This window comes from Exiguobacterium sp. H66 (assembly GCF_018618705.1).
Lineage (GTDB): Bacteria > Bacillota > Bacilli > Exiguobacteriales > Exiguobacteriaceae > Exiguobacterium_A > Exiguobacterium_A oxidotolerans.
In genome coordinates this window covers 74,988-97,886 of record NZ_JACSMQ010000009.1, presented here as the reverse complement: position 1 = coordinate 97,886, position 22,899 = coordinate 74,988, and the positions used below count along the sequence as shown (strand labels likewise).

The 22,899-nt window shown below is 50.4% G+C and carries 27 protein-coding genes; 12 read left to right on the top strand and 15 right to left on the bottom strand.

Annotation, left to right across the window (positions count from 1 at the left end; all coding sequences use genetic code 11):
* Nucleotides 1-11: 11 nt before the first annotated feature.
* Nucleotides 12-869 (top strand): LysR family transcriptional regulator, encoded by an 858-nt coding sequence (locus KNP88_RS13775; protein ID WP_214894309.1) that lies wholly within the window; start codon nucleotides 12-14, stop codon nucleotides 867-869.
* Between the two features lie 102 nt (nucleotides 870-971).
* Here KNP88_RS13775 and KNP88_RS13770 read toward each other — a convergent pair whose 3' ends face one another.
* The 5 genes from KNP88_RS13770 to KNP88_RS13750 form a co-directional block, all read right to left on the bottom strand.
* Nucleotides 972-1,343, bottom strand: a complete 372-nt coding sequence (locus KNP88_RS13770) for a YciI family protein (protein WP_214894307.1) — start codon at nucleotides 1,341-1,343, stop codon at nucleotides 972-974.
* A gap of 272 nt (nucleotides 1,344-1,615) precedes the next feature.
* Nucleotides 1,616-2,083: a GNAT family N-acetyltransferase gene (locus KNP88_RS13765; RefSeq protein ID WP_214894305.1), complete on the bottom strand. Its 468-nt coding sequence runs from the start codon at nucleotides 2,081-2,083 to the stop codon at nucleotides 1,616-1,618.
* 16 nt (nucleotides 2,084-2,099) lie between these two features.
* Nucleotides 2,100-2,537, bottom strand: a complete 438-nt coding sequence (locus KNP88_RS13760; protein WP_214851262.1) for an NUDIX domain-containing protein — start codon at nucleotides 2,535-2,537, stop codon at nucleotides 2,100-2,102.
* 188 nt (nucleotides 2,538-2,725) lie between these two features.
* Nucleotides 2,726-3,232: a GNAT family N-acetyltransferase gene (locus KNP88_RS13755; RefSeq protein ID WP_214894303.1), complete on the bottom strand. Its 507-nt coding sequence runs from the start codon at nucleotides 3,230-3,232 to the stop codon at nucleotides 2,726-2,728.
* Between the two features lie 12 nt (nucleotides 3,233-3,244).
* A complete protein-coding gene (locus KNP88_RS13750; RefSeq protein WP_214894301.1) occupies nucleotides 3,245-3,487 on the bottom strand; it encodes a hypothetical protein in 243 nt (80 codons plus the stop codon).
* Nucleotides 3,488-3,972: 485 nt separating this feature from the next.
* Between KNP88_RS13750 and KNP88_RS13745 the strand changes: the two genes are divergently transcribed.
* Together KNP88_RS13745 and KNP88_RS13740 are read left to right on the top strand one after the other, a co-directional pair.
* Nucleotides 3,973-4,509: a hypothetical protein gene (locus KNP88_RS13745; RefSeq protein ID WP_214894298.1), complete on the top strand. Its 537-nt coding sequence runs from the start codon at nucleotides 3,973-3,975 to the stop codon at nucleotides 4,507-4,509.
* A 16-nt stretch (nucleotides 4,510-4,525) separates the two neighbouring features.
* Nucleotides 4,526-5,011: an NUDIX hydrolase gene (locus KNP88_RS13740; RefSeq protein WP_214894296.1), complete on the top strand. Its 486-nt coding sequence runs from the start codon at nucleotides 4,526-4,528 to the stop codon at nucleotides 5,009-5,011.
* 4 nt (nucleotides 5,012-5,015) lie between these two features.
* Here KNP88_RS13740 and KNP88_RS13735 read toward each other — a convergent pair whose 3' ends face one another.
* Entirely contained in the window at nucleotides 5,016-5,663 is a 648-nt protein-coding gene (locus KNP88_RS13735) for a hypothetical protein (RefSeq protein ID WP_214894294.1), read from the bottom strand.
* A 90-nt stretch (nucleotides 5,664-5,753) separates the two neighbouring features.
* Between KNP88_RS13735 and KNP88_RS13730 the strand changes: the two genes are divergently transcribed.
* Both KNP88_RS13730 and KNP88_RS13725 read left to right on the top strand, forming a co-directional pair.
* Nucleotides 5,754-6,050, top strand: a complete 297-nt coding sequence (locus tag KNP88_RS13730) for a hypothetical protein (protein ID WP_251137242.1) — start codon at nucleotides 5,754-5,756, stop codon at nucleotides 6,048-6,050.
* 22 nt (nucleotides 6,051-6,072) lie between these two features.
* A complete protein-coding gene (locus KNP88_RS13725) occupies nucleotides 6,073-6,939 on the top strand; it encodes an NAD-dependent epimerase/dehydratase family protein (protein WP_214894292.1) in 867 nt (288 codons plus the stop codon).
* 42 nt (nucleotides 6,940-6,981) lie between these two features.
* Here the strand turns inward: KNP88_RS13725 and KNP88_RS13720 are convergent, their stop codons facing one another.
* The 3 genes from KNP88_RS13720 to KNP88_RS13710 are packed head-to-tail and all read right to left on the bottom strand — an operon-like array spanning nucleotide 6,982 to nucleotide 8,652.
* A complete protein-coding gene (locus tag KNP88_RS13720) occupies nucleotides 6,982-7,887 on the bottom strand; it encodes a hypothetical protein (protein ID WP_214894290.1) in 906 nt (301 codons plus the stop codon).
* A 29-nt stretch (nucleotides 7,888-7,916) separates the two neighbouring features.
* Entirely contained in the window at nucleotides 7,917-8,264 is a 348-nt protein-coding gene (locus tag KNP88_RS13715; protein WP_214894288.1) for a DUF3147 family protein, read from the bottom strand.
* Nucleotides 8,245-8,652, bottom strand: a complete 408-nt coding sequence (locus KNP88_RS13710; protein WP_251137241.1) for a MarR family winged helix-turn-helix transcriptional regulator — start codon at nucleotides 8,650-8,652, stop codon at nucleotides 8,245-8,247. Before KNP88_RS13710 ends, KNP88_RS13715 begins: the two co-directional genes overlap by 20 nt.
* A gap of 104 nt (nucleotides 8,653-8,756) precedes the next feature.
* On the opposite strand from KNP88_RS13710, the gene KNP88_RS13705 reads away from it, so the two are divergent.
* Nucleotides 8,757-9,125: a hypothetical protein gene (locus KNP88_RS13705; RefSeq protein WP_214894287.1), complete on the top strand. Its 369-nt coding sequence runs from the start codon at nucleotides 8,757-8,759 to the stop codon at nucleotides 9,123-9,125.
* Between the two features lies 1 nt (nucleotide 9,126).
* Here the strand turns inward: KNP88_RS13705 and KNP88_RS13700 are convergent, their stop codons facing one another.
* Nucleotides 9,127-9,564, bottom strand: a complete 438-nt coding sequence (locus KNP88_RS13700) for a DUF4362 domain-containing protein (RefSeq protein WP_214894286.1) — start codon at nucleotides 9,562-9,564, stop codon at nucleotides 9,127-9,129.
* Between the two features lie 168 nt (nucleotides 9,565-9,732).
* On the opposite strand from KNP88_RS13700, the gene KNP88_RS13695 reads away from it, so the two are divergent.
* The 3 genes from KNP88_RS13695 to KNP88_RS13685 all read left to right on the top strand — a co-directional run bounded on the left by KNP88_RS13695 (nucleotide 9,733) and on the right by KNP88_RS13685 (nucleotide 12,487).
* Nucleotides 9,733-10,500 (top strand): SDR family NAD(P)-dependent oxidoreductase, encoded by a 768-nt coding sequence (locus KNP88_RS13695; protein WP_214894285.1) that lies wholly within the window; start codon nucleotides 9,733-9,735, stop codon nucleotides 10,498-10,500.
* Between the two features lie 79 nt (nucleotides 10,501-10,579).
* The gene (locus tag KNP88_RS13690) at nucleotides 10,580-11,437 is read left to right on the top strand and encodes an SDR family NAD(P)-dependent oxidoreductase (protein WP_214894284.1); all 858 of its coding nucleotides are present in this window, start codon (nucleotides 10,580-10,582) and stop codon (nucleotides 11,435-11,437) included.
* 6 nt (nucleotides 11,438-11,443) lie between these two features.
* Nucleotides 11,444-12,487, top strand: coding sequence for a phosphotransferase (locus tag KNP88_RS13685; RefSeq protein ID WP_214894283.1), 1,044 nt, complete (start codon nucleotides 11,444-11,446; stop codon nucleotides 12,485-12,487).
* Between the two features lie 275 nt (nucleotides 12,488-12,762).
* On the opposite strand, the gene KNP88_RS13680 is transcribed toward KNP88_RS13685, so the two are convergent.
* A complete protein-coding gene (locus KNP88_RS13680) occupies nucleotides 12,763-13,752 on the bottom strand; it encodes a hypothetical protein (protein WP_214894282.1) in 990 nt (329 codons plus the stop codon).
* A 156-nt stretch (nucleotides 13,753-13,908) separates the two neighbouring features.
* A complete protein-coding gene (locus KNP88_RS13675) occupies nucleotides 13,909-15,171 on the bottom strand; it encodes a polysaccharide deacetylase family protein (RefSeq protein ID WP_251137240.1) in 1,263 nt (420 codons plus the stop codon).
* A 190-nt stretch (nucleotides 15,172-15,361) separates the two neighbouring features.
* Here KNP88_RS13675 and KNP88_RS13670 point away from each other — a divergent pair, with 190 nt between their 5' ends.
* Nucleotides 15,362-16,777, top strand: a complete 1,416-nt coding sequence (locus KNP88_RS13670; protein WP_029329917.1) for an NAD-dependent succinate-semialdehyde dehydrogenase — start codon at nucleotides 15,362-15,364, stop codon at nucleotides 16,775-16,777.
* Nucleotides 16,778-16,824: 47 nt separating this feature from the next.
* Here KNP88_RS13670 and KNP88_RS13665 read toward each other — a convergent pair whose 3' ends face one another.
* Nucleotides 16,825-18,837, bottom strand: a complete 2,013-nt coding sequence (locus tag KNP88_RS13665; RefSeq protein WP_214894280.1) for a Na+/H+ antiporter — start codon at nucleotides 18,835-18,837, stop codon at nucleotides 16,825-16,827.
* Nucleotides 18,838-18,919: 82 nt separating this feature from the next.
* On the bottom strand, nucleotides 18,920-19,807 hold the full coding sequence (locus KNP88_RS13660; protein WP_214894279.1) for a helix-turn-helix transcriptional regulator: 888 nt from the start codon (nucleotides 19,805-19,807) through the stop codon (nucleotides 18,920-18,922).
* Nucleotides 19,808-19,892: 85 nt separating this feature from the next.
* On the opposite strand from KNP88_RS13660, the gene KNP88_RS13655 reads away from it, so the two are divergent.
* Nucleotides 19,893-20,414, top strand: coding sequence for a dihydrofolate reductase family protein (locus KNP88_RS13655; protein ID WP_214894277.1), 522 nt, complete (start codon nucleotides 19,893-19,895; stop codon nucleotides 20,412-20,414).
* 109 nt (nucleotides 20,415-20,523) lie between these two features.
* On the opposite strand, the gene KNP88_RS13650 is transcribed toward KNP88_RS13655, so the two are convergent.
* Nucleotides 20,524-21,456: an NAD(P)-dependent alcohol dehydrogenase gene (locus tag KNP88_RS13650; RefSeq protein WP_214894275.1), complete on the bottom strand. Its 933-nt coding sequence runs from the start codon at nucleotides 21,454-21,456 to the stop codon at nucleotides 20,524-20,526.
* A gap of 143 nt (nucleotides 21,457-21,599) precedes the next feature.
* On the opposite strand from KNP88_RS13650, the gene KNP88_RS13645 reads away from it, so the two are divergent.
* Nucleotides 21,600-22,811, top strand: a complete 1,212-nt coding sequence (locus tag KNP88_RS13645) for an MFS transporter (protein ID WP_214894273.1) — start codon at nucleotides 21,600-21,602, stop codon at nucleotides 22,809-22,811.
* Nucleotides 22,812-22,899 lie beyond the last annotated feature (88 nt).

Sequence of the window (22,899 nt, the reverse complement as noted above, 5' to 3'; positions counted from 1 at the left end):
GTGGGATTTCAATGAAAACAGAATGGTTGGAAGCATTTCAGATGACGGCTGAAACAAAAAGTTTGACGAAAGCGAGTGAGTTGTTACATCTGACACAACCGGCACTCAGTAAACAGATTAAGAATTTAGAACACGATCTCGGTACAAACGTCTTTCACCGCTCGGCGACGGGGGTCGCTTTGACGCCGGCCGGCGAAATCGTTTATGCACAAGCCTTACAGATTTTGTCGCAACTGAGCGACATGCAACGGCAAATTGACCAATTGCAGGGGCAGGTTACGTTCACACTCGGGTCATGGCCGAGTGTCGCGATGTCCTACTTGCCGCAACACTTGGCGCTCCATCCGTCGGCAAACGGTCCGGAACTCAAAATCAAGACGGCCCATACGTATGTCGAATTGATGGCAGGACTCGAGCAACACCATTACGACGGTGTCCTGCTCGACGACCGGCAAATCGACCATCCGTATCCGTCGACGCATCTTTATACGGAACAGTTTTTACTCTATTTTCACCGTGAAGATGAACGGTTTACGGGGTGCGACGACGTCCGGTTCGACCAGATCGAGGCTGCTTCGTTTCTGTCGTTACCGACCGACTGCGACTCGACGAACATCTTAAAGGCAGCGTTCCAAGAGCGCGGTGCCACTTATACGGCTGCTTCCGAAATGGAGTTCGGGTCAAGCGTGCTCGGTTTCATCCGTGCTAAGCTCGGGATTGCCATCTTACCGGAGATTTTCCAGGACGGACTTCCCCCGGAAATCCGGACATTGCCGATTACAGGGTTCGATGTCAAACGTGAATTATCGCTTCTGACGCGTGACGCGACGCATCACAAGACATTGCTCGGTTTGATTGGTCATGACTAAAACGGATGATCCACTATACGAAAACAAAGCTCGAGTTCCCGTTGTGCTTCGGGAAGTCGCGCTTTGTTTTTACATATAACCCGGCAAGTGGCCAATTTGACCTTAAGCCTCCTTGACATCAAGCAGCGGCCGCACTTCCATCCGCCAGCCGTACTGTTCCGCTTCCGCAAGTTGCGTCGTCGGATGAAGCAGCGCCAAGTCGACGGCCTGCTCCAAATCATCCGCTTCAAAAAGGATCAGGCTGCCGATTTGCTCCGGTTTACGCGTATCCGGTCCATCCTGCCGTTCAATCTGACCATCAAGGAGCCGGGCTTGTTTCGTCTCTTCCCCCGGACGCCATTCATACAAGACCTTCGTCTTTTCAAAAAAATCTTCAAGTGGTGGATTACACCGTTCCATGACGGCATCGAGCTCTTCTTGCGAGGACTGATTCATCTTTTCTGCATCGTAATAGCCGATGAATAGAAAGTACATCCAATCCCTCCTAGTTCTAAGGCTTTCCTGACACGTCGCTCTTTAAAAAAATACCCTGATTTGAGTTGACTTACTCGCTTAAATCCCCTATTTAACAGAAAAACCCCTTGTCTCCCTGACAAAAACAAAGGGTTTCTTATTTAATGGTAATCTTGCGTAACAGATACAGCGCGTACACCATTGACGGAATCGCCATGACGAGCACCACGATACGCAACAGTCCATAAATGAAATTCAATTCTATACTATCCGTGCCTAGATCCTTCTTCCTATTAGTAATCAAGCGACTTCGCGACGACCTGCCGCGTTTTTTCAAAACCGATTCGCTCGTAAAAGACATCGACCCCGTCGTTGCTCATCCAGTAATCGAGTTCAACCTTATGTATTCCCTGCTCACGTGCCCGCCGTTCAATGTCTTCGAGCAACAGGCGACCGTAGCCGTTCTGCTGTTTCGTATCCATGATACAGAGGTGATGGACGCGGACTTTTGCGTCAGCAAACTTAAATGCACTCTCAGCACGTCTGACGTACTCAATCCACGCGTAACCGATTGCTTCATCCTCCACTTCGAGGACCAGGAACTGATACAGCGCTTCCCCGGCGATTTTTGTAAAAAAAGCACGGACGGCATCAACGTCGTACGGCTTAAAATGATGCGGTTGCTGACGCACATGCGGCTCATGGACGTACCGGTTGAGTCGTGCCAGGACGTCGACGTCCGTTGTTTCGATGATTCGCATCGAGTACACTCCCGTCTTAATGTGTGATTTGCCCATTGAAGATATACGGCACCGTTTGTTGTTTCGTCAAGATGTGTTCATACTCCGGCTCGAGCTGCATGTAGCGGACGGCGTCCGGAATCGAAACCCATGTGATGTCTTCGATTTCATCCGGGAAGACGGTCCCGATGACACCACCGACGATTTCCGCCGTGAAAAAAAAGAACAGGCAGTGTTCGTCGACTTGCGGGAAAAACGCTTCACTGACGTGTAACAGGTCTCCGACTTCGACGTCAAAACCGGTCTCTTCCTTCGCTTCGCGAATCGCTGCTTCCGGTAAAGTCTCACCTGCCTCGACCGTCCCGCCCGGTAACGTGTAATACGAATACGACGGTCCGATGTTTTTGACCATCAACAGCTGATCCCGCGTCTCATTGAATAAGACGTTATAAACGATATTTTTCCGTACAGTCATTCCTTACTCCCCCAAATGAACAGATGGTATTTTTTAACTTACTTACTAAAACATATTCCATTTCGAACAAGATATTCACCTTATTTAAATGGTATTATTCGAATAGGTAAAACGAATTTAACCTTAAGCGACCGCTTACTCCCCCTAAAAAATGACTCCGCTCAATGGGGAAATTCGCTAAAAACACCTTACCGTCTCCAGCTGTAATGCATCAACTGTATCCGTTGACCGTTGAACGCCACTTCTTCTTTCTTGTCTACGCGCTTAAATCCGTTGTGCGTCAAGATTTTTTGCGAAGCGATGTTTGCATCCGTCGTTTTGGCCTCGACTTCATCAATGTCGTGTTCCCGACATTGTTCGAGTAGCAAGCGGACGGCTTCTTTGGCGATTCCTTTTCCCGCATGTATTTGTCCGATCCGGTAGCCGAGTTGAGCAGTTTTTTCGATTTGGTTCCGGTCGACCAGATTGATCCGACCGAGAATTGTTCCGACTTCGTCCTTGATCAGGTAAAAGAACGAACTGCCGTCTTGCTGTTCCTGCAGGAGCGCCGCGTGCCGTTCCTTGAACGTCTCCGGCAAGTAATAGGCGTCGCCCCGTGAAGGAATCGATTGTTCGAAGTAGAGACGGTTTTCGGTTTCAAAGGCATATAGTGCTTCTATGTCTTTCGCGGTACAGCTCATCAGTTGGATGTTCATGTTATCCCTTCTTCATCTCAAGAATTGTTGCAACAAAAACACGAGCAGCCATAATAACAGAAGCCCCGTTGTATTGACGGCAATGGTTTTAGACAACGGATCTTTCGACGTGTTCCGGAAACTGAACACATACAGGACGAACATTGTTACGTACAGGACAGAAAACCACTGCGTGACTATAAAAAGGAGCATTCCGGTAATCGTTACGTTTGTCGCCAGGCCGTTTTTTTGTCGGTTTTCGATTCTTGTAAACATCTAGTGTCCTCCGTTCTGCATCATCTCGCTTTTTCCTTAAGTACATTATTCCTTGTTAATAAAATCCAATTATTCCTTCCTATTCCGATATTTTCTAATTATAATCATATAGAATGCCGTTCCTCATCATCGCTCAAGTCAGGAACCTTCATGTTTATCAAACGAAAAGCAATTGATTTAGTCCGTCGCTGTTGTGAGATCCCGTCTGCTAACAAAAAAGACACAGCACTAAAAATTACTGTGTCTTCGATGACTTTTGCTTTTTTCCGACAAATACTATCGCACACAATAGGAAAAGAGTCCCTAAACCAGTACCGACGAGCATCGCGGAGTCAAACAGGTTACTCAGTCCAAGCCCCCCCATGATGGCGGCAGCATACAGCAGGAAAAACATGACTGTATAATTTTTCTTCAATTTGCATCAACCTTCTATATCGCTAGTATACTCGGACATTCATTCATTTGAATACACGCAGCCTAAAGCAATGGACGTGATTCTAGTCTTTTACCGCAAAATCATCGCCGCCTCACTTGCAGGTTCACTGTTTGCGATCGTACTCGGACTGTTCGTGCCGGATCCGAGTACTGATATCAGTTATTCAATCCTGCGATATCTCTCGACCGTGATCATCAGTATTCCTGCCTATTTGATGTACAGCTTTCCGGTCCTCTTCCTTTATGGTGGGACGACATCGATTTTGAGTGAGACATTCAGTCGATTCATCTACCGAAACCAAACAAAGAATGCAAAAGAAGTCGTTCTTTCCGGCATACTCCATGTATCGTTCGGTCTCGTTTTTCTTGTCCTCAACCCCCTTATTGCTTTCCTCAGCGTGATTGCTGCCGTCCTGTTCTTTACGGTCGATTGTTATTTACGAAGAAGACAAGCGACGTACCGATGGACGCAGGCATTGATGAGCCTTGAAATACCGCTTGCCGTTTGGATCTTGTTCTCGGGAACCGACTATCTTATAGGTCTGTTCCAATCCCTAATCACCCTCTTGCAGCATACTATCAATTGAAAAGGAGTCGTTACATATGTCAGTAACTACCTGCCATCGCGCATTTGGCGTCTATGGCTTACTCGTAAAAGACCATCAATTATTAGTCATCAACAAAAATGGCGGTCCGTACATTAATCGCTATGACCTCCCGGGAGGCAGCCTCGAAGCGGGCGAAGTGTTAGCCGATGCGATGCGTCGCGAGTTCTGCGAGGAGACGGGGCTCGAAATCGAAATCCTCCAAAACATCGGCGTGATTGACTTTAAACTGCCGTGGCTTTGGCGAAATTTCACCGACGTCCACCACATCGCCGTCTACTACACCGTCAAGGCAATCGGCGGTGCCATTACTGTTCCGGAGCAATTCGACGGACAGGATTCGCTCGGGGCTGTCTGGGTCTCGGAACAGGACGTGACGCCTGACAATGCATCACCGCTCGTCCTCAAAGCCTTTGACTGGATCCGGTCGGCGCAGTTAGGAATCGAGGCAGAAACGTATGATGCCTGGACTGTTTTGAAGTAATGTTTTAAAAAACTGCTTTCAATTCTTCCCCGCCTTCGAATAATTCACCATCTTCATCCACATATTCGACTTGAATTTTGCCATGCGAAAGGTAGTTGTTTGACTGCAGTGTTGTACTCAAGTTGTTTAAACGCTTTTTGTCAGTCGTTTGTTGCTTGCGGTGAAGGGTGATACTGATTGTCGGTGGAATTTTCGTATCACGATAATCCACCTCGGCACCCGGCTGAAGCTTTAACGCCATCACGCTTTCTTCAGCAAAATGGACAAGATAATCCGCATCGTTCCCGAACACCGCTCCAACAGACGGCTGGATGACCACGACTACATCGGCTGTCCACTGTTCGACGTAATAGGTATCCACAACTTTGTTTGTCGACTGGTCGAGATAGACTAAAAACTCAATGCCTGTTTTGCGATCGATGACTTGCGCCGCGTAATCAAATGCTACATGATTCCCCATGTTGTCAAAGTAGACATCTACAACTTCGGCCTCTTTATAATGTTGTTCCAGATAAGCTTCTGCTTGGCGTTTGACGATTTTTTCTTGCTCCGCGTCTGGTTGCATCGACCGGATGAAGAGGACTCCGAGTATTATAGTAGTTCCGAGAATTAATCCAAAACCGAATAACATACCTTTTACGAATCGACTCATCTGTCTCCTCCTATAGTGAGCGTCCTATGCATACGGAGCAAAATTTAACGTGATGCCATTTCTTAGCTAAAGAAAGTGTAGGTGGAATCCTTGAAATACAAAATCCAGTTCTTGTTGGTTAGTTGCCTGACGTCATTCGTTTTATGTGCCTGTTCGGCAGACGACGCCTACGTCATCGTCGACATACAAGGAGACCAGATCTTTTTAGGACCGGACGAACAGGACCCGGACGCCTCCTATGCGTTGACAGAAGTCACGGTTGACCAGAAAACACGGATTTATGGCAAGCGGGACAACCAATCCGCTTTAAAGAAACATGACGTCATCAAGTTCGACTATCGGACGGATCAGGAGCCGCTTGTCGAAACGATTGAGCACGGCAATTAACGACAGAAAGAAGGTCATCCTTGTGGAGATTACAGGAAAACGGATTCTCGTCACCGGAATCAGCGGGACACTTGGCCCACGGGTCGCCCGCCGTTTTATAGAAGAAGCAACCGAAGTCCGCGGACTCGTGCGGAGTGAAGGACAAGCCGACCGTTGCAAACAACTTGGGATTACGCCCGCGTTCGGTGACTTGACGGACGCCGCAGCGCTTGAAACAGCGATGCAGGACATCGACATCGTCGTCCACTGTGCCGCTTACCTCGGGGACGACATCGAGCTTGCCGTAGCAGCGAACGTCACCGGAGTCGAATATCTCGCGGCTGCCGCGCTTGACGCGCGCGCCTTATTCCTCCATATCTCGACGACTTCCGTTTACGGCGAACCGGCGGGCGGTCTCATAACGGAAGCGACGCCACTGAGCGACGATCATCCGGCACCGTACATCTTGACGAAGGTACGGTCCGAACGGATTTTACAACAGTATGCGACTGACGGGCTTGACGTCATCATCCTCCGTCCCGGTGCGATCTGTGCCGAAGAAAACTCTTACTGGGGCGACCGGCAAGTCAAACGGATGCAGGAAACAAAAGTCGTCACATGGGTCCATCCGGACGATGTGGTCAACTGGGTCCACGCCGATAATTTGGCGGAGATGGTTCACCTTGCCGTCCGGCGCGCAACACCTGGAGAAATCTTTCATGCAGTCGACGCCAACATCCCGGAGACCGAATTTCGGATGCAACTGATAAAGGCGTCCGGTACACCCTATCAGATGCCGGACCGACCGGTTGAACGCCCTCTCTACACAACGGATAAAATCACGGCACTCGGCTACACACCTGTCCGTTCGTTTTCGGAGACGATGCAGCGATTGATTGAGTTGTTTTGAACGTATCTTTGACAGCAATACCGAAAGACGCCATAACGCGAATTAATCAGGCGTGACGGCGCTTGAGTTCCGCGCTTTGCTTGTATCTGCACACAGTAACGCCTGCTCGAACTCGACGCGCACGTTGTTGAAGAACAGAAAAACACGCCGACCCGCGACCGTTTTCTTGAAATGACACAGCTCCTGAAAAAACGGCGACTCAATCAAATGAAGAAAATCAGAAATCATCTGCTCTGACGCGTCACGAAGATTGATTTCCATATCGTGATGCTTCAGCTTGTATCCTTTTCGAAACCAACGTTTGGTCGGACGCGGAATGAGTGTATAGGACACGCCGTAACTTTGGACGAACTGTTCATACTGACGCTGATTCGCTTTGCTGCACGAGATGACGAATTCCTGCATCGCCAGTTCCTTCACCAATTGCGGTAAAGCGGACGGGACACCATCGACGGAATATGGCAAATCAATCGTCACCCAGTTTGCCTCCGGATCGATTCCGTATGTTTCTTCCACTTGTAAATCAATCGCATCGGGACTCAGGAATTCTGCACCTTGATCGAAATAAAAGTCCTCGGTCACAGTCTTGTTATTTCCCATCGCTTCTTCAAGCAGTTCGCCCGCCGGCTCCGTCGTCCAATACGAACGCATGTAAGGATTGTAGAGAAATTGCAGTCCGTCTTCCGTGTAACAGCCGAGTGGCAACATCGACTGATGAAGCGTATGTAAGTCAGGCAACGTATCCGGCGTAATTTCCTGTTCAAACGTCGTGTAATCGGTCATGAACACGGAACCGCTAAAGCGGGTAAACAGTTGCGTCCGAAGAATCCGCTCCAGTTGCCGGGCAGTCAGATTTTCAAACGTGACGCGTTTTAACGGCAATTCTTGCATACGGATGTGACTGAATTTATAGCGCGGGATAAAAAAAGCATCTTCTTTTTGAGACATCGTTCTGCTCCTGTTCTGCTACGTTTATTTTAGAGTCGGCCAATAAAAAGTCCGACTTGCTGCTGAATCGTCCAAAAAATCCACCAGCATCCACCAGCCAGTAACACGCTGATGAATACGGACACCCCTTGATTGAGTAATATGTATAAGATCAGCACCAGAAAAAATGTTGCCGGTAATCCATAGAGTACACTTTTAACGAACATCGTCACTTCCGTTTTAGACTGTCCTTGTTGAACCAACCAAATCAGACTGAGCAGGCTGACGAGTGGAAGTGCTGCGATCACACCACCATATGTCACCGAACGGCGTGCCACTTCTGTCACGATCCCGATGACGACTGCGCTTGAAAGCACCTTAATCAGAAAAGCAGTCATCTGCCGTCTCCCGAAGTAACCGAAATGCCTGCTGAATCGACTGTTGTTCGTCAGCCGATAACTGACGGAGTACGTGCGCGACACGATCGACGTCGAGTTCTGTATGTGACCGAACTGCGCGTAACCCTTCATTCGTTAGACTCACATGAACCACCCGTTGATCGTCTGAAGCACGATTTTTTTCGATGTAACCGAGTTGTTCCAGCTTTTTAATATGTTCCGACGCCGTATTCGGTGAAAGGGCAAATTTTTCAGCGACCTGTTTAACCGTAATCGGTGCCGTCATCTGGATCATCTGCAAAATACGCACGCTTTGATGTGACAAATTTTCTTTCCATTGCGGATGAAGATGGTAATAGAGTCCAGCAAAATCTTCATGAATCGTCATCGTTATCCCCCTTATATATATCGTATAAACCGATTATATCGTAATTCACGACATACATAAAGTGTTTGATCAATCATTCCCCTGAAGAAACGAGGTATCGCGCTATGAAACGTATTCTCTCACTTGCCCTCGCAGTCAGTCTCATCCCGTTAAACGGCTGTTCCGGCGACACGACACGTGTTTCGACGACAGATACAATCGCCGCGGAAGCCCGTCAACACAAAGATGCCGATTTAATCCGAATCAACGATCGGGTTTACCGGCTATCCGCTGCACCCGTGACGCTTACACAGGCAGACGTCAAATCGTTTGCGACCGTCACGAAACAAGCGGCCGCAGACGAGCCCTTAGCGGAAGGGATGGCGACAGACCGGCCGGCAGGAACGAAACTGTACCGCGGCGACATGACGGGTGTTCTCTACATTTTTGAAAAGAATCAAGCGTACTTGTATGAAGCGATTCCGGAAGGCTGATTTACTTTCCGAGTTCTGCTGCCGTCGCTTCGAGTAACGGATGATCTTCTCCTTCGGCACAATCCGTCAACAGATAGACGTGCGTTTCGTCTGTTTGGTCTTTTTTCAACGCCTGACAGCTTTCCCCGTCCCGGTCGTCCACTTGATTTCCGAACTCATCCTGCGACGAATCGAGTGAATAACTGAACTGTTTTCCGTCATACGTGACGTCCTGAAAAACCGGGTCACCTTCTGTCGTGTAGGAAGTGATCCGGATGTCATCAGTTTCCTGTCGCGCGACGTGATCGATAAACTCTTGAAACCGTTCGCCGTTTTCAAGCTCCGTCATGTGCCGGACGATATCCCCATTCTTAAGTGCTTTTTCACTCGTATAATTTTCGTTTCCGCAGCCACTGAGCACGAGCAAACTCCCGGCAAGACAGAACCAAGATTTTTTCAAGATGTTTCCTCCTCATTGAACTGGTCATAAATACTTTTATTCGGACCGACCCGCCCGTTCCCCTGCTTCCCCTCCTAAAATTTGGGCGACTCCTCAATCATTATTCTTTCTTTTCAGTCAATTTAGACGTACAGTAAAGACAGACTTTTTAAGATAGGATGTGGCTAGATGTACTTACCGACGTTTCGACTTGATCAAACAACAGCCCTCGTGACCGGAGCCGGACGCGGCATCGGACGGGCACTTGCCATCGGGATGGCAGAAGCTGGTGCTGACGTCATCCTCGTCGCCCGGACGGAAGCGGATTTACAAGAGACGGCAAGCCAGATTGAAGCACTCGGACGACAGGCGTTCGTCCTGACGTGTGACGTGACCGACCGGACGCAAGTCGTCGCGACGGTCGAAAAAGCCTATACGTTCGTCGACCGGATCGATACGCTCGTCAACAATGCCGGGATGAACATCCGCTCGAAAGCACTCGACGTCACGGAAGACGAATGGGAGACGATTCAACAGACGAACCTGAAGTCGGCCTTCCTGTTTTCGCAGGAAGTCGGACGCCGGATGCAGGACACGGGTGGCAACATCATCAACATCGCCTCGGTCGCAGGTCACGTCGCCTTACGGACCGGTGTCGTCTATGCGACGACGAAGGCGGCCTTGATTCAGATGACGAAAGTCCTCGCCCTCGAATGGGGTCCGAAAAATATCCGCGTCAATGCGATTGGTCCGTGGTATTTCAAGACGCCGCTGACGGAACCGTTACTGGCGGATCCGGCATACTTAAAAGACATCGTCGACGTGACACCGCTCGGACGGGTCGGTGAACTGACGGAACTCGTCGGTCCGACGGTCTTCCTCGCGTCGGATGCCGGATCGTACATCACGGGTCAGACACTGTTCGTCGACGGCGGGATGACGATTAAAGGGTTTTAAGGACAACGAAGCAACAGGGACTTCCACGCGTCATGGAGAGTCCCTGTTTGATGTATTACATATTCGATCGGAGGACTTCATGACAGCATGGATTGGAAAAATCGCAGTCGTCACAGGTGCGTCACGCGGCGCCGGACGCGGGATTGCTTACGAACTCGGACAAGCCGGGGCAACGGTTTATGTGACCGGGCGCAGTACACAGAACGGGACGACCGACAATCGTCCGGAAACGATTGAAGAGACGGCAGCCGGTGTCACGGCTCGCGGTGGCCACGGACTTGCGGTCCGCTGTGACCATACGGATCCGGATGATGTTGCCCGATTGTTTCAACAGATTCAAGCGCGACACGGTCGGATTGATCTGCTCGTCAACAGTGTGTTCGGTGGTTCGGAAGCTTCGCTTCCTCCCGGACAGGGCAAACGGTTTTGGGAACGTCCGCCGGAACACTGGGACGCGATGATGGTCGCTGGACCAAAAGCCTATTTGCTGACGACGCGTGCCGCTGTTCCGTTGCTTCAGCAAAGTCCGGCTGCATTGATTGTCAACTTGACGTCGTTCAGTCCGAATCAAGCCGCCGGCAACTTGTATTACGATTTAGCGATGCAGTCGATCAACCGGATGACGTGTGTCATGGGGCAGGAACTTCAAGCGTCTCGAATCGCTGCCGTCGCCCTGTGTCCCGGTTTCATGCGGACGGAACGGGTCGTGGACGCAGGATTCGGCAATGATGCGACCGAAACAACCGCGTACGTCGGCCGGGCCGTCGCCGCACTCATGAGTGATTCGACCGTGATGCACCGGACCGGTCAAGCCTTGTTCGTGTCGGATCTCGCCCGTGACTACGGCTTTACGGATCGGGATGGAACGCAACCGGCATCGTTTCAGCTTTCAGGTGAACATTCCACATCTGCACTAACTGTCCGCAGAAAGGACTAAGCATGTATGTATCCAAGAAACGATTACCCCTTGATCGAACAGGCAGTCAAAAGTTTCGGTCTCGTGTTTCACTCATTGAAAGTCGCCCCTAACACATTAACGACACATGGCAAACATGGCGATAAACATTACAAAATCTCGATTGATGGACTTCTCTATTCAATTCGTCTGTTACCAGAACAGCGTTATGCCGAATCTGCCTTATCCCACTCTACACCAGATCTACTTACGGAACAGTTGCGATATACCGATTATCTGCGAGCACATGATATTCCGTTCATGGAGCGCGTGCAACCAATACATGAGGGACTTTTCACGACAATCCGCGATTCAACCGGACAGGAGTGGACGTGTTGCCTGTTTCACTGGCTTGACGGTCATCACGTGACTGCCAATACGATGCATTCCGCTGCTCAAATCGGAACATTAGCCCGTCAAGTCCATGATTTGTCACACAACTATCAGGCGTTTCACTTTCCTTACGTCGACCATACGATAGCCTATCAGCGTTGGTTCCATGATTTGCAAGAGCTTTCGTTTTCATCGATGCCAGAATCGGTCCGGGATTCGTTTCAAGATTATCTGAGTCTTGTCCAACAAAAGATCGATACCGCGAGACCTACCAATCATTCTTCTCAATCGGTCATCTCGACTGACTTGAATTCGCTCAACATCTTATGGAATCCGGATCAACAAATCGTCGGAATTGTCGACCATGAACATATCGGCGCAACGGACCGCGTGCAAGATTTGGCTTGGCTGATTAAATGGTATGCCCGGACGGAAAGCATCGCGTCGCATGATGTATCCGGGCATTTAGCGAAAAGTTTACTTGCCCACTACAACGCCCCGACCGTGCTTGTGCCGAAAGATGATCCGCGACTGGCTTCGTTGCTTTGGCTCTCGGGCTGCTTCAATTTACATTTCGTCGAACGGACGAAACATTTTTTGCAAGAAGCCGGACAAGATTCAGAACAATATAGTTCCTTGCAGCTTCACTTGGAGACATATCGTCTTCGGGGTGAGCGACTGACCGGTCTGCTAAGCTAAAAAAGAAACAAGTCACAGGACTTGTTTCTTCAGTGTGTAGACAAACTTTGAACATGCGATATCGAGAGGCACTCCGTTCGCGCTTCCCTATCTCGCCTCGTCTTTAAAGCGATTCAAGACAGATTGCGCTCTAAACCGCCTGCATGCCCTAAAAAGCGTCACGTTTCGTTGACTCCTGCGGGAAAAAGTGCGTGTTTAGCGCACTTTTCAGAGGCAGGCAAGCCCGAGGAAAGCAACGAAAACAGACGCTTTGATTTCCCGATCGCACTTTGTCTTCACAACACACGGAACGGTCTGACACTATCGGATTTTTTCAAGCGGTATTCCGCAATCGGCTTAAAGTGACGGTTCAGCGTCTTCACCCGGAATTCGGCTGTTTTCGTGACTTCTTCGAGGACATGATACGTTTTTGTCTTCGCATCATACGCATAGTCGACCAAATCATGTTTACTGTCATATAAAACACGGACTTGTTTCGTCTTATGATTGATTTCATAGATTCGATCCTGATTGAAGATCAGTTCGGTTTCTCGTGAGAGGGTTCGTGCTTTCTCGACCCCGCCCTTGACGTACTGGTTCGTCGTCATCGTTTTCGTAACGTGTTGTTTCTTGACATCATAAGACAAAATCGTCAATTTTTCATCGTTTTCGGCAGAGATGCCGTAAATTTTCAGCTGTGAGCCGTCCTGACGGATTTTGTCAACATGCAGTAACTGTTTGATAGTCTCCTGATGGAGAGACTTGAATGATGTGGTATCAAAGGTATGTAGTGTGATGGCATAATCGTTTCCCTTCATATCATCCGCTAAGACATACAATTTTCCACCCGTCACGATTAACTCTTTCCCGAATCCGGTATACCGCTTGGTTGTTCCGATTTTCTTGAAATCCAGCGAATATTTTGTCAGTGAATATTGATTGAAGCCCGAGATACTCATCGCGTAAAACGCATTTTTGTATTTTTTAATCCGCATCGGGGCCGGCACGACCGATTTGACTGTCCTTTTACTATTTTTAAAATCGACGACCTGATTCGTCTCAGCACTGTACATTAAGTCATCGTTCAAATGATCGACACTGCCGATTGCATAACGCACTGTCTCGACTCGTTTGCTTCCGACATACGTCTCAATTGTCGTAAGCGGCTGTTGATAACTCGTGGAAACGATTCGATATGTATCATTTTGTGCTGATACTTGATGACTCCATCCAATCGATGAACTGACAATCGTTGCTGCGAGCAACAGCTTGTAGCCTGTGTGCATATTTTCTATCCCTCTCCAGACGAACTGTATTGGGGTTCCATCGACAGTCCAACATTCCAGACATGCCGTGTCCCCTCCCTACAAATAATACCCAATAAATGGGACACAGAAAGCTCTGACTCATCCAATGGGTCAATCTGTTTTTTGAAATTCACGTTATTTTTTAACGACCGGCCGCATCGGGTCAAAAACGGTTTTCGCATCAAAAAATGAATCCAAAACGTTCGTCTTCCCGGCAAGCGCTTGGCGGAGCCGGATTCCGTCGACATTGATCCGCGCCTGGCGGTAATAGTCTTTTCCCGCCTGTTTCCAGGCATGCTGCGAGGCATCGACGTTATAGAAATAACGGAACCCTTGTTGCGTCAAATAGCGGTATTTGGCGCCGCTGTAGCCGTGCCAATTCTGAATGTCACTGCCGAACGGATAGATTAACTGACGGGTCGACCCGATTAGAGGCGCGACATCCCGTTTATAGCGGGCGGTATCGGCTTGAATCGTCGCCAGACTGACCTTGCCGACGGCGATGTGGCCGTACGTGTGACTCGCAAATTGCCAGCCGTCTTGTTTGAGCGCGGTTGCCGTCGCTTTCGCCTGCTGACGTGCCCGGTCGACTTTAGTTGACGTGCCGTACTGGGCATACGACGACCGGTAACCGAGGACGCCGTTGTATCCGGTGATGCCGAGGACACCTTTCGCGCCCCGATACGAAAAATCGGGATGTTGCGCGACAAACCGGTCGACGATCGGAACGAGGTCATAGGCACCGTCTTGTTTTCCGGTCATCGTGTTCGTAATTTGTCCATTTTTGACTTTTAACGTCGTCGCAAAACCGTCTCCCGTCATGTATTCATAGTAATTGACATCATCCTGCGATAAGACAAGCGGCTTCTTCCCTTTCGGAAAAGCAAGTGCCGTTTCTGTCATCCGGCCGTCTTTCCACGTCGCAAGATCCGTCGGCCGGACGAGGACGTAGTTCCGCTCATACAATGCGCTCAGAATCCGCTTGAATTCACCAAGCGTCACCATATAGTCGTCATAGCCCTGTTGTTTCCGGTCTCCGTCAAAGGCATGCTTCGGCTCCGCAATCAAGGAATGGAAAAACAGGTGCGGCACAGCAGTTCCGGCTTTAATCGTCCGTAAATCCGCTTGTTTTGCGACATATTCGCCCTGCTTTCGTTTCGCTTCCGCCGTCTTCAACCGATTGACGATCCGGATGGCCCGCCCGTAATCATACTGTGCGGCAATCCGGTCCGCCCGTTTCAGTTCCTGTTCTATGTAAGCTGCATCCGTCGCTTGACGCTTTTGGGTCTGTTCCGTGTCCGACTGCTGACCGTTTATCGTCGGTTTAAGCGCGTGCTGACCACAACCACTGACGAGCACCATCCCGGCAAGACTGATTCCGATCCATTTTCCATTCATGTGAATCCCACTCCTTTTTTGAAATTCTGATCCCCCATCTTAATCATATCCTTCCCTAATTATTCAGTCGATTAACTAGTTTGACCGGTCATTCCATTCCGTTATGTCCCCCCTCCAAAGCGGAAGTACACAAATGCACTTTCCGGGTGTTTAATTAGGGACGTAATGAAAACACATGGAGGTGCAACACATGATTGAAAAAAATGTAGTGAACGGACAATGGTACGAAACAGAACAAACGATTCCGGTCTTTAACCCGGCAACAAAAGAATTACTCGGGCACGTCCCAAGCAGTTCGGCAGATGACGCGTTGCGGGCAGTCGACGCAGCGAGCGATGCCTTCGTCACCTGGTCTAGCCTAACGGCGGATGCGCGTGCCGATAAAATCGATGCCTGGTACCGCTTGATCAATGAACACCGGGACGAAGTCGCTGACATCATGACACGCGAACAAGGAAAACCGTTTGTCGAAGCACTCGGTGAAGTCGATTACGGCAATCAATATGTCCGCTGGTATGCAGAAGAAGCACGCCGGATTTACGGAGAAACGATTCCGGCATCGGTTCCGGGGAAACGCCTGTTCGTCGAAAAAGAACCGGTCGGCGTCGTCGCCGCGATCACACCGTGGAACTTCCCAGCTGCGATGATCACACGAAAACTCGCCCCGGCTCTTGCAGCCGGTTGTACGGTCGTCTTAAAACCGTCGGAAGAAACACCTTTCACAGCCCTTCGCCTCGTCGAACTTGCTGAAGAAGCAGGCATCCCGGCAGGTGTCATCAACGTCTTGACAGGTGACGCCGCAACAATCAGCGGTGTCTGGCAAGCCGAACGCCGTGTTCGCAAAATCACGTTCACCGGCTCTACTGCCGTCGGTAAATTGATCATGCGTCAGGCAGCCGATACGATGAAAAAACTATCACTTGAACTCGGGGGTCATGCACCGTTCATCGTCACGGAAAACGCGGATATCGACAAAGCCGTGACACAAGCAATCCGCTCGAAATTCCGCAACGGCGGTCAGGCCTGCGTCGCAACGAACCGTTTTTACGTCCAAGCCTCTGTGCTCGACGCGTTCACGGAGAAGTTCGTCGCGGAAGTGAACAAACTAAAAGTCGGGAACGGTCTTGACGCTGATTCAACAATCGGACCCTTGATTAACGCAAAAGCCGTCGAGAAAGTCAAAGCACACATCGACGACGCGGTTGCGAAAGGCGCAACGATCTTAACAGGCGGTACAATCGACGACTCGGTCGGTTACTTCGTCACACCGACAGTTCTCGCGAACGTCACGGAAGACATGATTTGTATGCAGGAAGAAACGTTTGGTCCGCTCGCACCGATCTCGGTCTTCGAGACACTTGACGAAGTCATCGAACGGGCGAACAACACACCTTATGGTCTTGCGGCGTATGCGTTTTCTGAACGAATCGACGAAGCGCTCCTGCTCGGTAAAAAACTCGAGTACGGCATCGTCGGCTTGAACGACGGCGCACCGTCTGCTGCCCAAGCACCATTCGGCGGCTACAAAGAAAGTGGACTCGGCCGTGAAGGCGGCGTCTACGGCATCGAGGATTACCTCGAAGTCAAATACTTGTCACTCGGCTAAATCACAAAAGTCCCGCTTCTGAACCATCAGAGGCGGGACTTTTTTAATTAATCGACATATTCATAGAGCACGACGCTTTCGATGTAGTGGATGAAGCGGCGTAATTCTTTTTCTTTTTCCGAAGAAAGGTCCCCTTCCTTCGACATTTCGGCAATTTCTTGCCGCTGGACTTCAATCGCCCGTAAGCACAGTTCTTCTTTTTGCTGTTCGACGTCTCCCTTACTGCCAACCGGTGACGCCCACTGCGTATGTTTGCCGCGGAGGCGGAAGTAATGTCCTTTGACGCTTTGGACGACTTCCGTCGGATACTTGTCGCGGCACGTCTCGAGCCGGTCGATGATATCGCCGATGACATTTTCATAGAGGGCATGCTCCATCTCCGTCAGACGGATCAGCTCATCCGGCGACAAGGTGAACCGTTTGCGTTTTCGCATCAGCTTCCGTAACGGCTGATAGAGCCGGACCGTCGATTCCGAATGAATCGCCCGGCGCCGGTGTTCGATCGAGGCAACCGTTTCTTTTTTCAGTAAATCCGGCACGTCATGATTCTTAAAGAACGCTTTGACGAATTCCGTTTCCCACGCGACGGCTTCAAGGCGCAGTTCCTTCAACTGTTCGTTGTAAACCTTGAGCTCCTGTTCACTCTTCTCTTCTGCACGTAACAACCGCAACATGACATGGTATTCGTTCAGCAGGTCAAATGCGACCGGGGAATTATCCGAATTCGTCGCCTGTTTGACTTCCTGAATCGCCCGTAACATCATCCGTTGTTTTTGGGCATTCAAGTCAAGATCCGTTTGGCTGACCGAGCCTTTTGGACTCAACAGCGGTAAGGCAATCGTCGCAAGCACTAACGTAAAGATGATAACGCCCGCCGCGAGGAAGATGATCAACGACCGTTCCGGGAACGCAATCCCGGCGTCCGTCAAAAACGGCAGCGATAACACACCGACCATCGTGATCGTCCCGCGTACGCCGACGAGCGTCGTAATCATGTTCCGCTTGAATGAAGGCGGCCGTTCGTCCTCTTTTCGGAGGAACCGATAGTCAAACCAGTTGAAGAACAGCGTCCAGATCAACCGGATGCCTAAGATGACGAGACCGATTAAGCTGACGTAACCGAGTAACCGCCAATTGTTGATGGCGTCATCAATGAAGATGGCTTGCGTCGCCCCGGGCAACGTCAAACCGAGCAATAAGAAAATGACCCCGTTCAAGATGTAGGCGATCATCGTCCAAATGTTATCCGTCAAAACCTGTTCGTGAGCAAAGAACGTCTCCGTCCGCTCCTTGATCAGGGCATGAAGTAAACCACCCGCGACGACGGCGATGACGCCCGACGCATGGAGCAGTTCTTCCGCGATGAAAAAGATGATGAACGGCGTCAAGATTTGCAGGAGCGCATAAAAGACGACGTCATCGATTCCCGCCCGGCGGAGCCGGATTTTCAGCCAGTTCATCAAGACGATGATGACCAGACCGACGACGGCACCGACGGCGAACATATAAATGAATTCAAATGAAGCTTCCTGTAATGAAAAATAGCCGGTTACGACGGCGGTGACGGCGTAACTGAACGCGACAAGCCCCGATGCGTCATTAATCAATGATTCTCCCCGGACGAGATTGAGAATTTGTTCCGGGAGCCGGACACGTTTCGCAATCCCGTTGACCGCGACCGGGTCAGTCGGGGATAAAATCGCGGCTAACGCAAACGCGGCAGCGAGCGGCACGACCGGCAGCATCCAGTGGATGAAATATCCGCCAATCACGGTCGTCAATAAGACGAGCACGATGGCGTTTCCGAGGATTGCCCCGCGCATCTTCCACAGTTGTTCCCGCGGAAAATGCGAGCTGTCGTTGTACAGCAACGGGGCGATGAACAACAGTAAAAACCATTCCGATTCGACTTCAATCGACAGTTCCTTAATCGATAAGGCAACAAGCGTCCCGACGATGATTTGAATCAAGGCCGTCGGAATGAAACGGATATAATGTCCGATGACGTTCGTCAATAAAATTAAGGCCAGTAACAATAAAATCAATGATAACGTTTCCATAGAAAACCACTTCCATTCTTTCACTTTTCTCTAGTTTTATCGTACCATAATTTCTTACTGGCATAGGAGAATCACCCCTTTTTCAAGCATCATAGGACGCGAGCAACGCTCTCGCCTGCTTTTGAATATCTTCCCGAAGTAGTAACGGTTCAAGAACCTTAACGTTTTCGCCCAGTCCAAACAACTGCCGTCCGAGAAACGGTAACTCCGCCACCGGAACAGACCATGTCCGTTGTGCGTTAAGCGGTAAAATCCCTTCAAGCAACCGTTCCCCGAGTGACGTCACTTCCAGTCGGATCGTCACCTGTTCACCTGATTTCCCCTGATGTTCTGCTTCCTCGAATGTCAGCCGTTCGGACGAAATGGTCGTCGGTAAGACCTGCTCCATCCGGTCGATCCGGTACTGCCGCAGTCCACGTTCGGTCTGGGCGAGCAGATACCAGCGATTGCGTTCAAACGTCAAACCGATTGGATCAATCAAAATCGTCCGGCGACCGCTTGTCGTCCGGTAAGTGATTTCACCTTTGACTTCCGCTTCCATCAAACCCAACACGTCTCGCGTCAACGGAGACGGCGGCGTATCGGGTCGAGCAAAACGGACCCGTCCTTTCAGGCGGTCCATCTTCGCTTCAAGATCCGCCGGCAGTTCATGGAGATACCATTCAGCAAGATTCCCCCGTAACGGACCGAACGGCAGATCGGGAATTCGACCGACCCAGTCGAGCATTAAAAACAAAGTGATCGCTTCCTGTTCCCGTAAGGCAAGTGGCGGCAGCAAACGGTTCGGCAGGACCCGGTATCCGCCCTCTGCTCCCCGCTCGCTGTAAATCGGATATCCGTTTGCTTCAAGTTCGAGTACGTCCCGTTGAATCGTCCGTAACGAGACGCCGCACGCTTCAGCGAGCTCCCGCGCCGTCAATAGCTGTTGCCGATTAAGCAGACGCATCAGTTTCAAATGGCGACCTTTCATACAAAATCCCCTCTCTAATTACGACATCTTTTGTCATAATTATAGCGTAGACTAGAGATAGCTCGAACAAAAGGAGGAGTTATTGATGACTAAAACCGTTTTATATATCGCCTGTAGTCTCGATGGAAAGATTGCCCGATCAAATGACTCGCTCGATTGGCTGTTCGCTGTCGAAGGGGACGGTGATAATGGGTACGCGGCGTTCATGGAAGACGTCGATGCCGTCATCATGGGCCGAAAAACATTTGACGAAGTCTTGGTCCTCAGTGAGGACTACCCGTACAGTGGACTCGAGAACTACGTGTTGACCCGGCAGAACGATCAACAGTCCGAATACGCGACCTACACGAATGAGCCACTCGATGTGTTGATTGACCGGATTAGTCCGACCATCAACGGCAAGATTTGGCTCGTCGGCGGCGGCGAGTTGATTCAAGAAGCCTTACGGTTACAATTGATTGATCAGCTCGAACTGGCGATCGCGCCGGTCGTCCTCGGCAGCGGGATTCCACTGTTTCCGGAAGGGACGCTTGAGACACGGTTCCGGCTGACCGGCTATCGTCCGTCCGGTCAGTTCATCATGGCGACGTATGACGTCTTGAAATGACGTTCCACGCAGACAAAAAACACCTTTGAAACGCTGCAGGCAAAGGTGTTTTTTGTTCTACTTTGTTTTTTGCGTCAGTCCGACGGTATCCGTCATGACGATGTGGCATCTAATCCGTTTTACCGGAATCCTCCACGACCGACACGATGACATTGCCGTATTTCCGCCCGGAATCGACGTAACGATGGGCAGCGACGATCTCTTCGAGCGAATAAACCGTATCGATGACTGCTTTGATCTTCCCAGTTTCAAACCACTCATTCAGTAGTAGCAAATCTTTTTTCAGCGCCCGCGCGACGCCTTGTCCGGCGACTGAACGAAACGCCCCTTTCGCTCCGACGTGCTTACGTACCGTTCGTTTGTCAATTTTTCCGGACGCGTCAAATACTGCGTCATACGTCGTCAGGTGCGCATCATATCCTTCTGCTGTATAGTCGACGACACCATCCGCGCCAAGACCTTCCACCAACTCAACGTGCCGTCCGCTGCAGACCGCCGTCACATGAAGTCCGTATTGTTTGGCGATTTGGACAGCAAGCGAACCGACGGCGCCCGAGGCTCCGTAAATCAAGATCGTTTTCGCCTGCTTAAGGTTCAGCTTCCGGAAAAAGTGGAGGACGGTCGTTCCGCCAAACGGAAGACTGGCTGCTTCCGTGAAGCTTGCACTGCGCGGCATCTGCCCGACACAGCTCGTTTCCTTGAAACAGGCATACTCAGCGTAACCACCAAAGCGCATCCCGGTCAGGGCATAGACACGGTCGCCGACTTTAAAATCCTGGACACGATTGCCTGTCGCGACGACTTCGCCGGCTAAGACAACCCCTAAAATTGGCTGTCTCGGTGCTTTAAACCCGATGACGACACGCATTGGAAGTTTTCCTGCTGCCGGTACATCGAGTGCCCGCAGACGACGATCACCTGAATGCACGGCGGAGGCATGGACTTTTATCAGCAACTCAGATGCTTTCGGGACAGGCTGTTTTACTTCTCGCAGCTTCAGTACATCGGGCGGACCATATGCAGTACAAATGACGGCTCTCATCGTACCCCTCCTCAAGCTTATTTGTTACTTAAGTAATACGACAAATCGGTACAAACAACCTGCACGGTTCAGGCATTGTGAACCCCACAATCATCCGATATACTATTGGTAATATATGTATAAAGAAAGCGGGTGGATCCCCCTTGTCTCGTACTACGACGCTCCTGGCTTCATTCGGCATTTCGCAATTCGGCGACTTCATTTACCTCGTCGCAATCAATGTCTACCTCTATCAATTGACCGGCTCCACCACCGCAGTCGCCGGACTCTGGATCATCGGTCCGTTTGCTGCACTGTTCACGAAATTTTGGGCCGGCAGTCTGATTGACCGGGTCGATGTACGCAGGTGGTTAATCGGGACGGACTTCATCCGGGCGTTGCTCGTCGCACTGATTCCTTTCCTGTCGACACTGCCGTTGATTTACCTGACGCTGTTCGCCCTCGCCCTTGTCAAAGCATTTTTTGAACCTGCTGCGACGACCTACCTGACACAACTCGTGCCGGACACCGGTCGGAAAACGTTTAATGCCTATCGGGGTCTCATCACGTCGAGTGCCTTTTTGATTGGTCCGGCGTTAGCCGGTCTGCTGTTACTCGTCGCGACCACCGATGTCGCGATTTGGATCAATGCCGGCTCGTTTGTCGTTTCCGGGGTTCTACTAGCTTTCCTGCCCTCCGTTCCCCGTCCACCCACTGTCGAGAAATTACGATTCACCGACGTCGTAGCGGACTGGCGCACCGTCGCCCGATTTAGTCGGTCGAACCGGTTTATCATCGTGATTTACGTCATCGGATTGTTGACGATGAGCCTCGCGCTTGCGATGGACGCACAGGAAGTCGTTTTTCTGCAGACCGTCGTCGGACTATCGGTAACCGATTATGGACTATTGATCAGCTTGACGGGCATCGGTTCCGTGCTCGGCGGACTGACCGTCGCCCGCTTCTCGCGTCGCCTGTCGCTCAAAACGTTGCTCGTCAGCGGATACCTGTTCGTCGCAATCGGTTACTTGATCTATGCGACGGCCACCTCTTTTTTACTCGTCGCGACCGGTTTCATCTTGCTCGGCTTTTTTAATGCCTTTTCCGGGACCGGCTTTATGACGTTTTATCAAAACAATGTGCCCGATGAATTGATGGGACGGGTAACGAGCCTTTATGGACTTGGGCAAAGCATGCTCCACATCGTGTTGATTTTATTGGTTGGTTTTACGGGTGACCTGTTCCCGCTCCGCTTCACCGTTTTGGCGGCGGCCTGTCTGTTGGTCGGGCTGAGTCTCCTTCAAAGCATCGCTGTCCTCCTGCCGGGTAAACAACTATATTTTAATGAAGATTTGCCGGCGAAACACATTTCCTAAATCAGACGGCGTGACGTTCTCCTTTTGAGATTGACAAATTATGCTAAACTTAAACCCATCTACATAATCAATGACATAATACGAACGG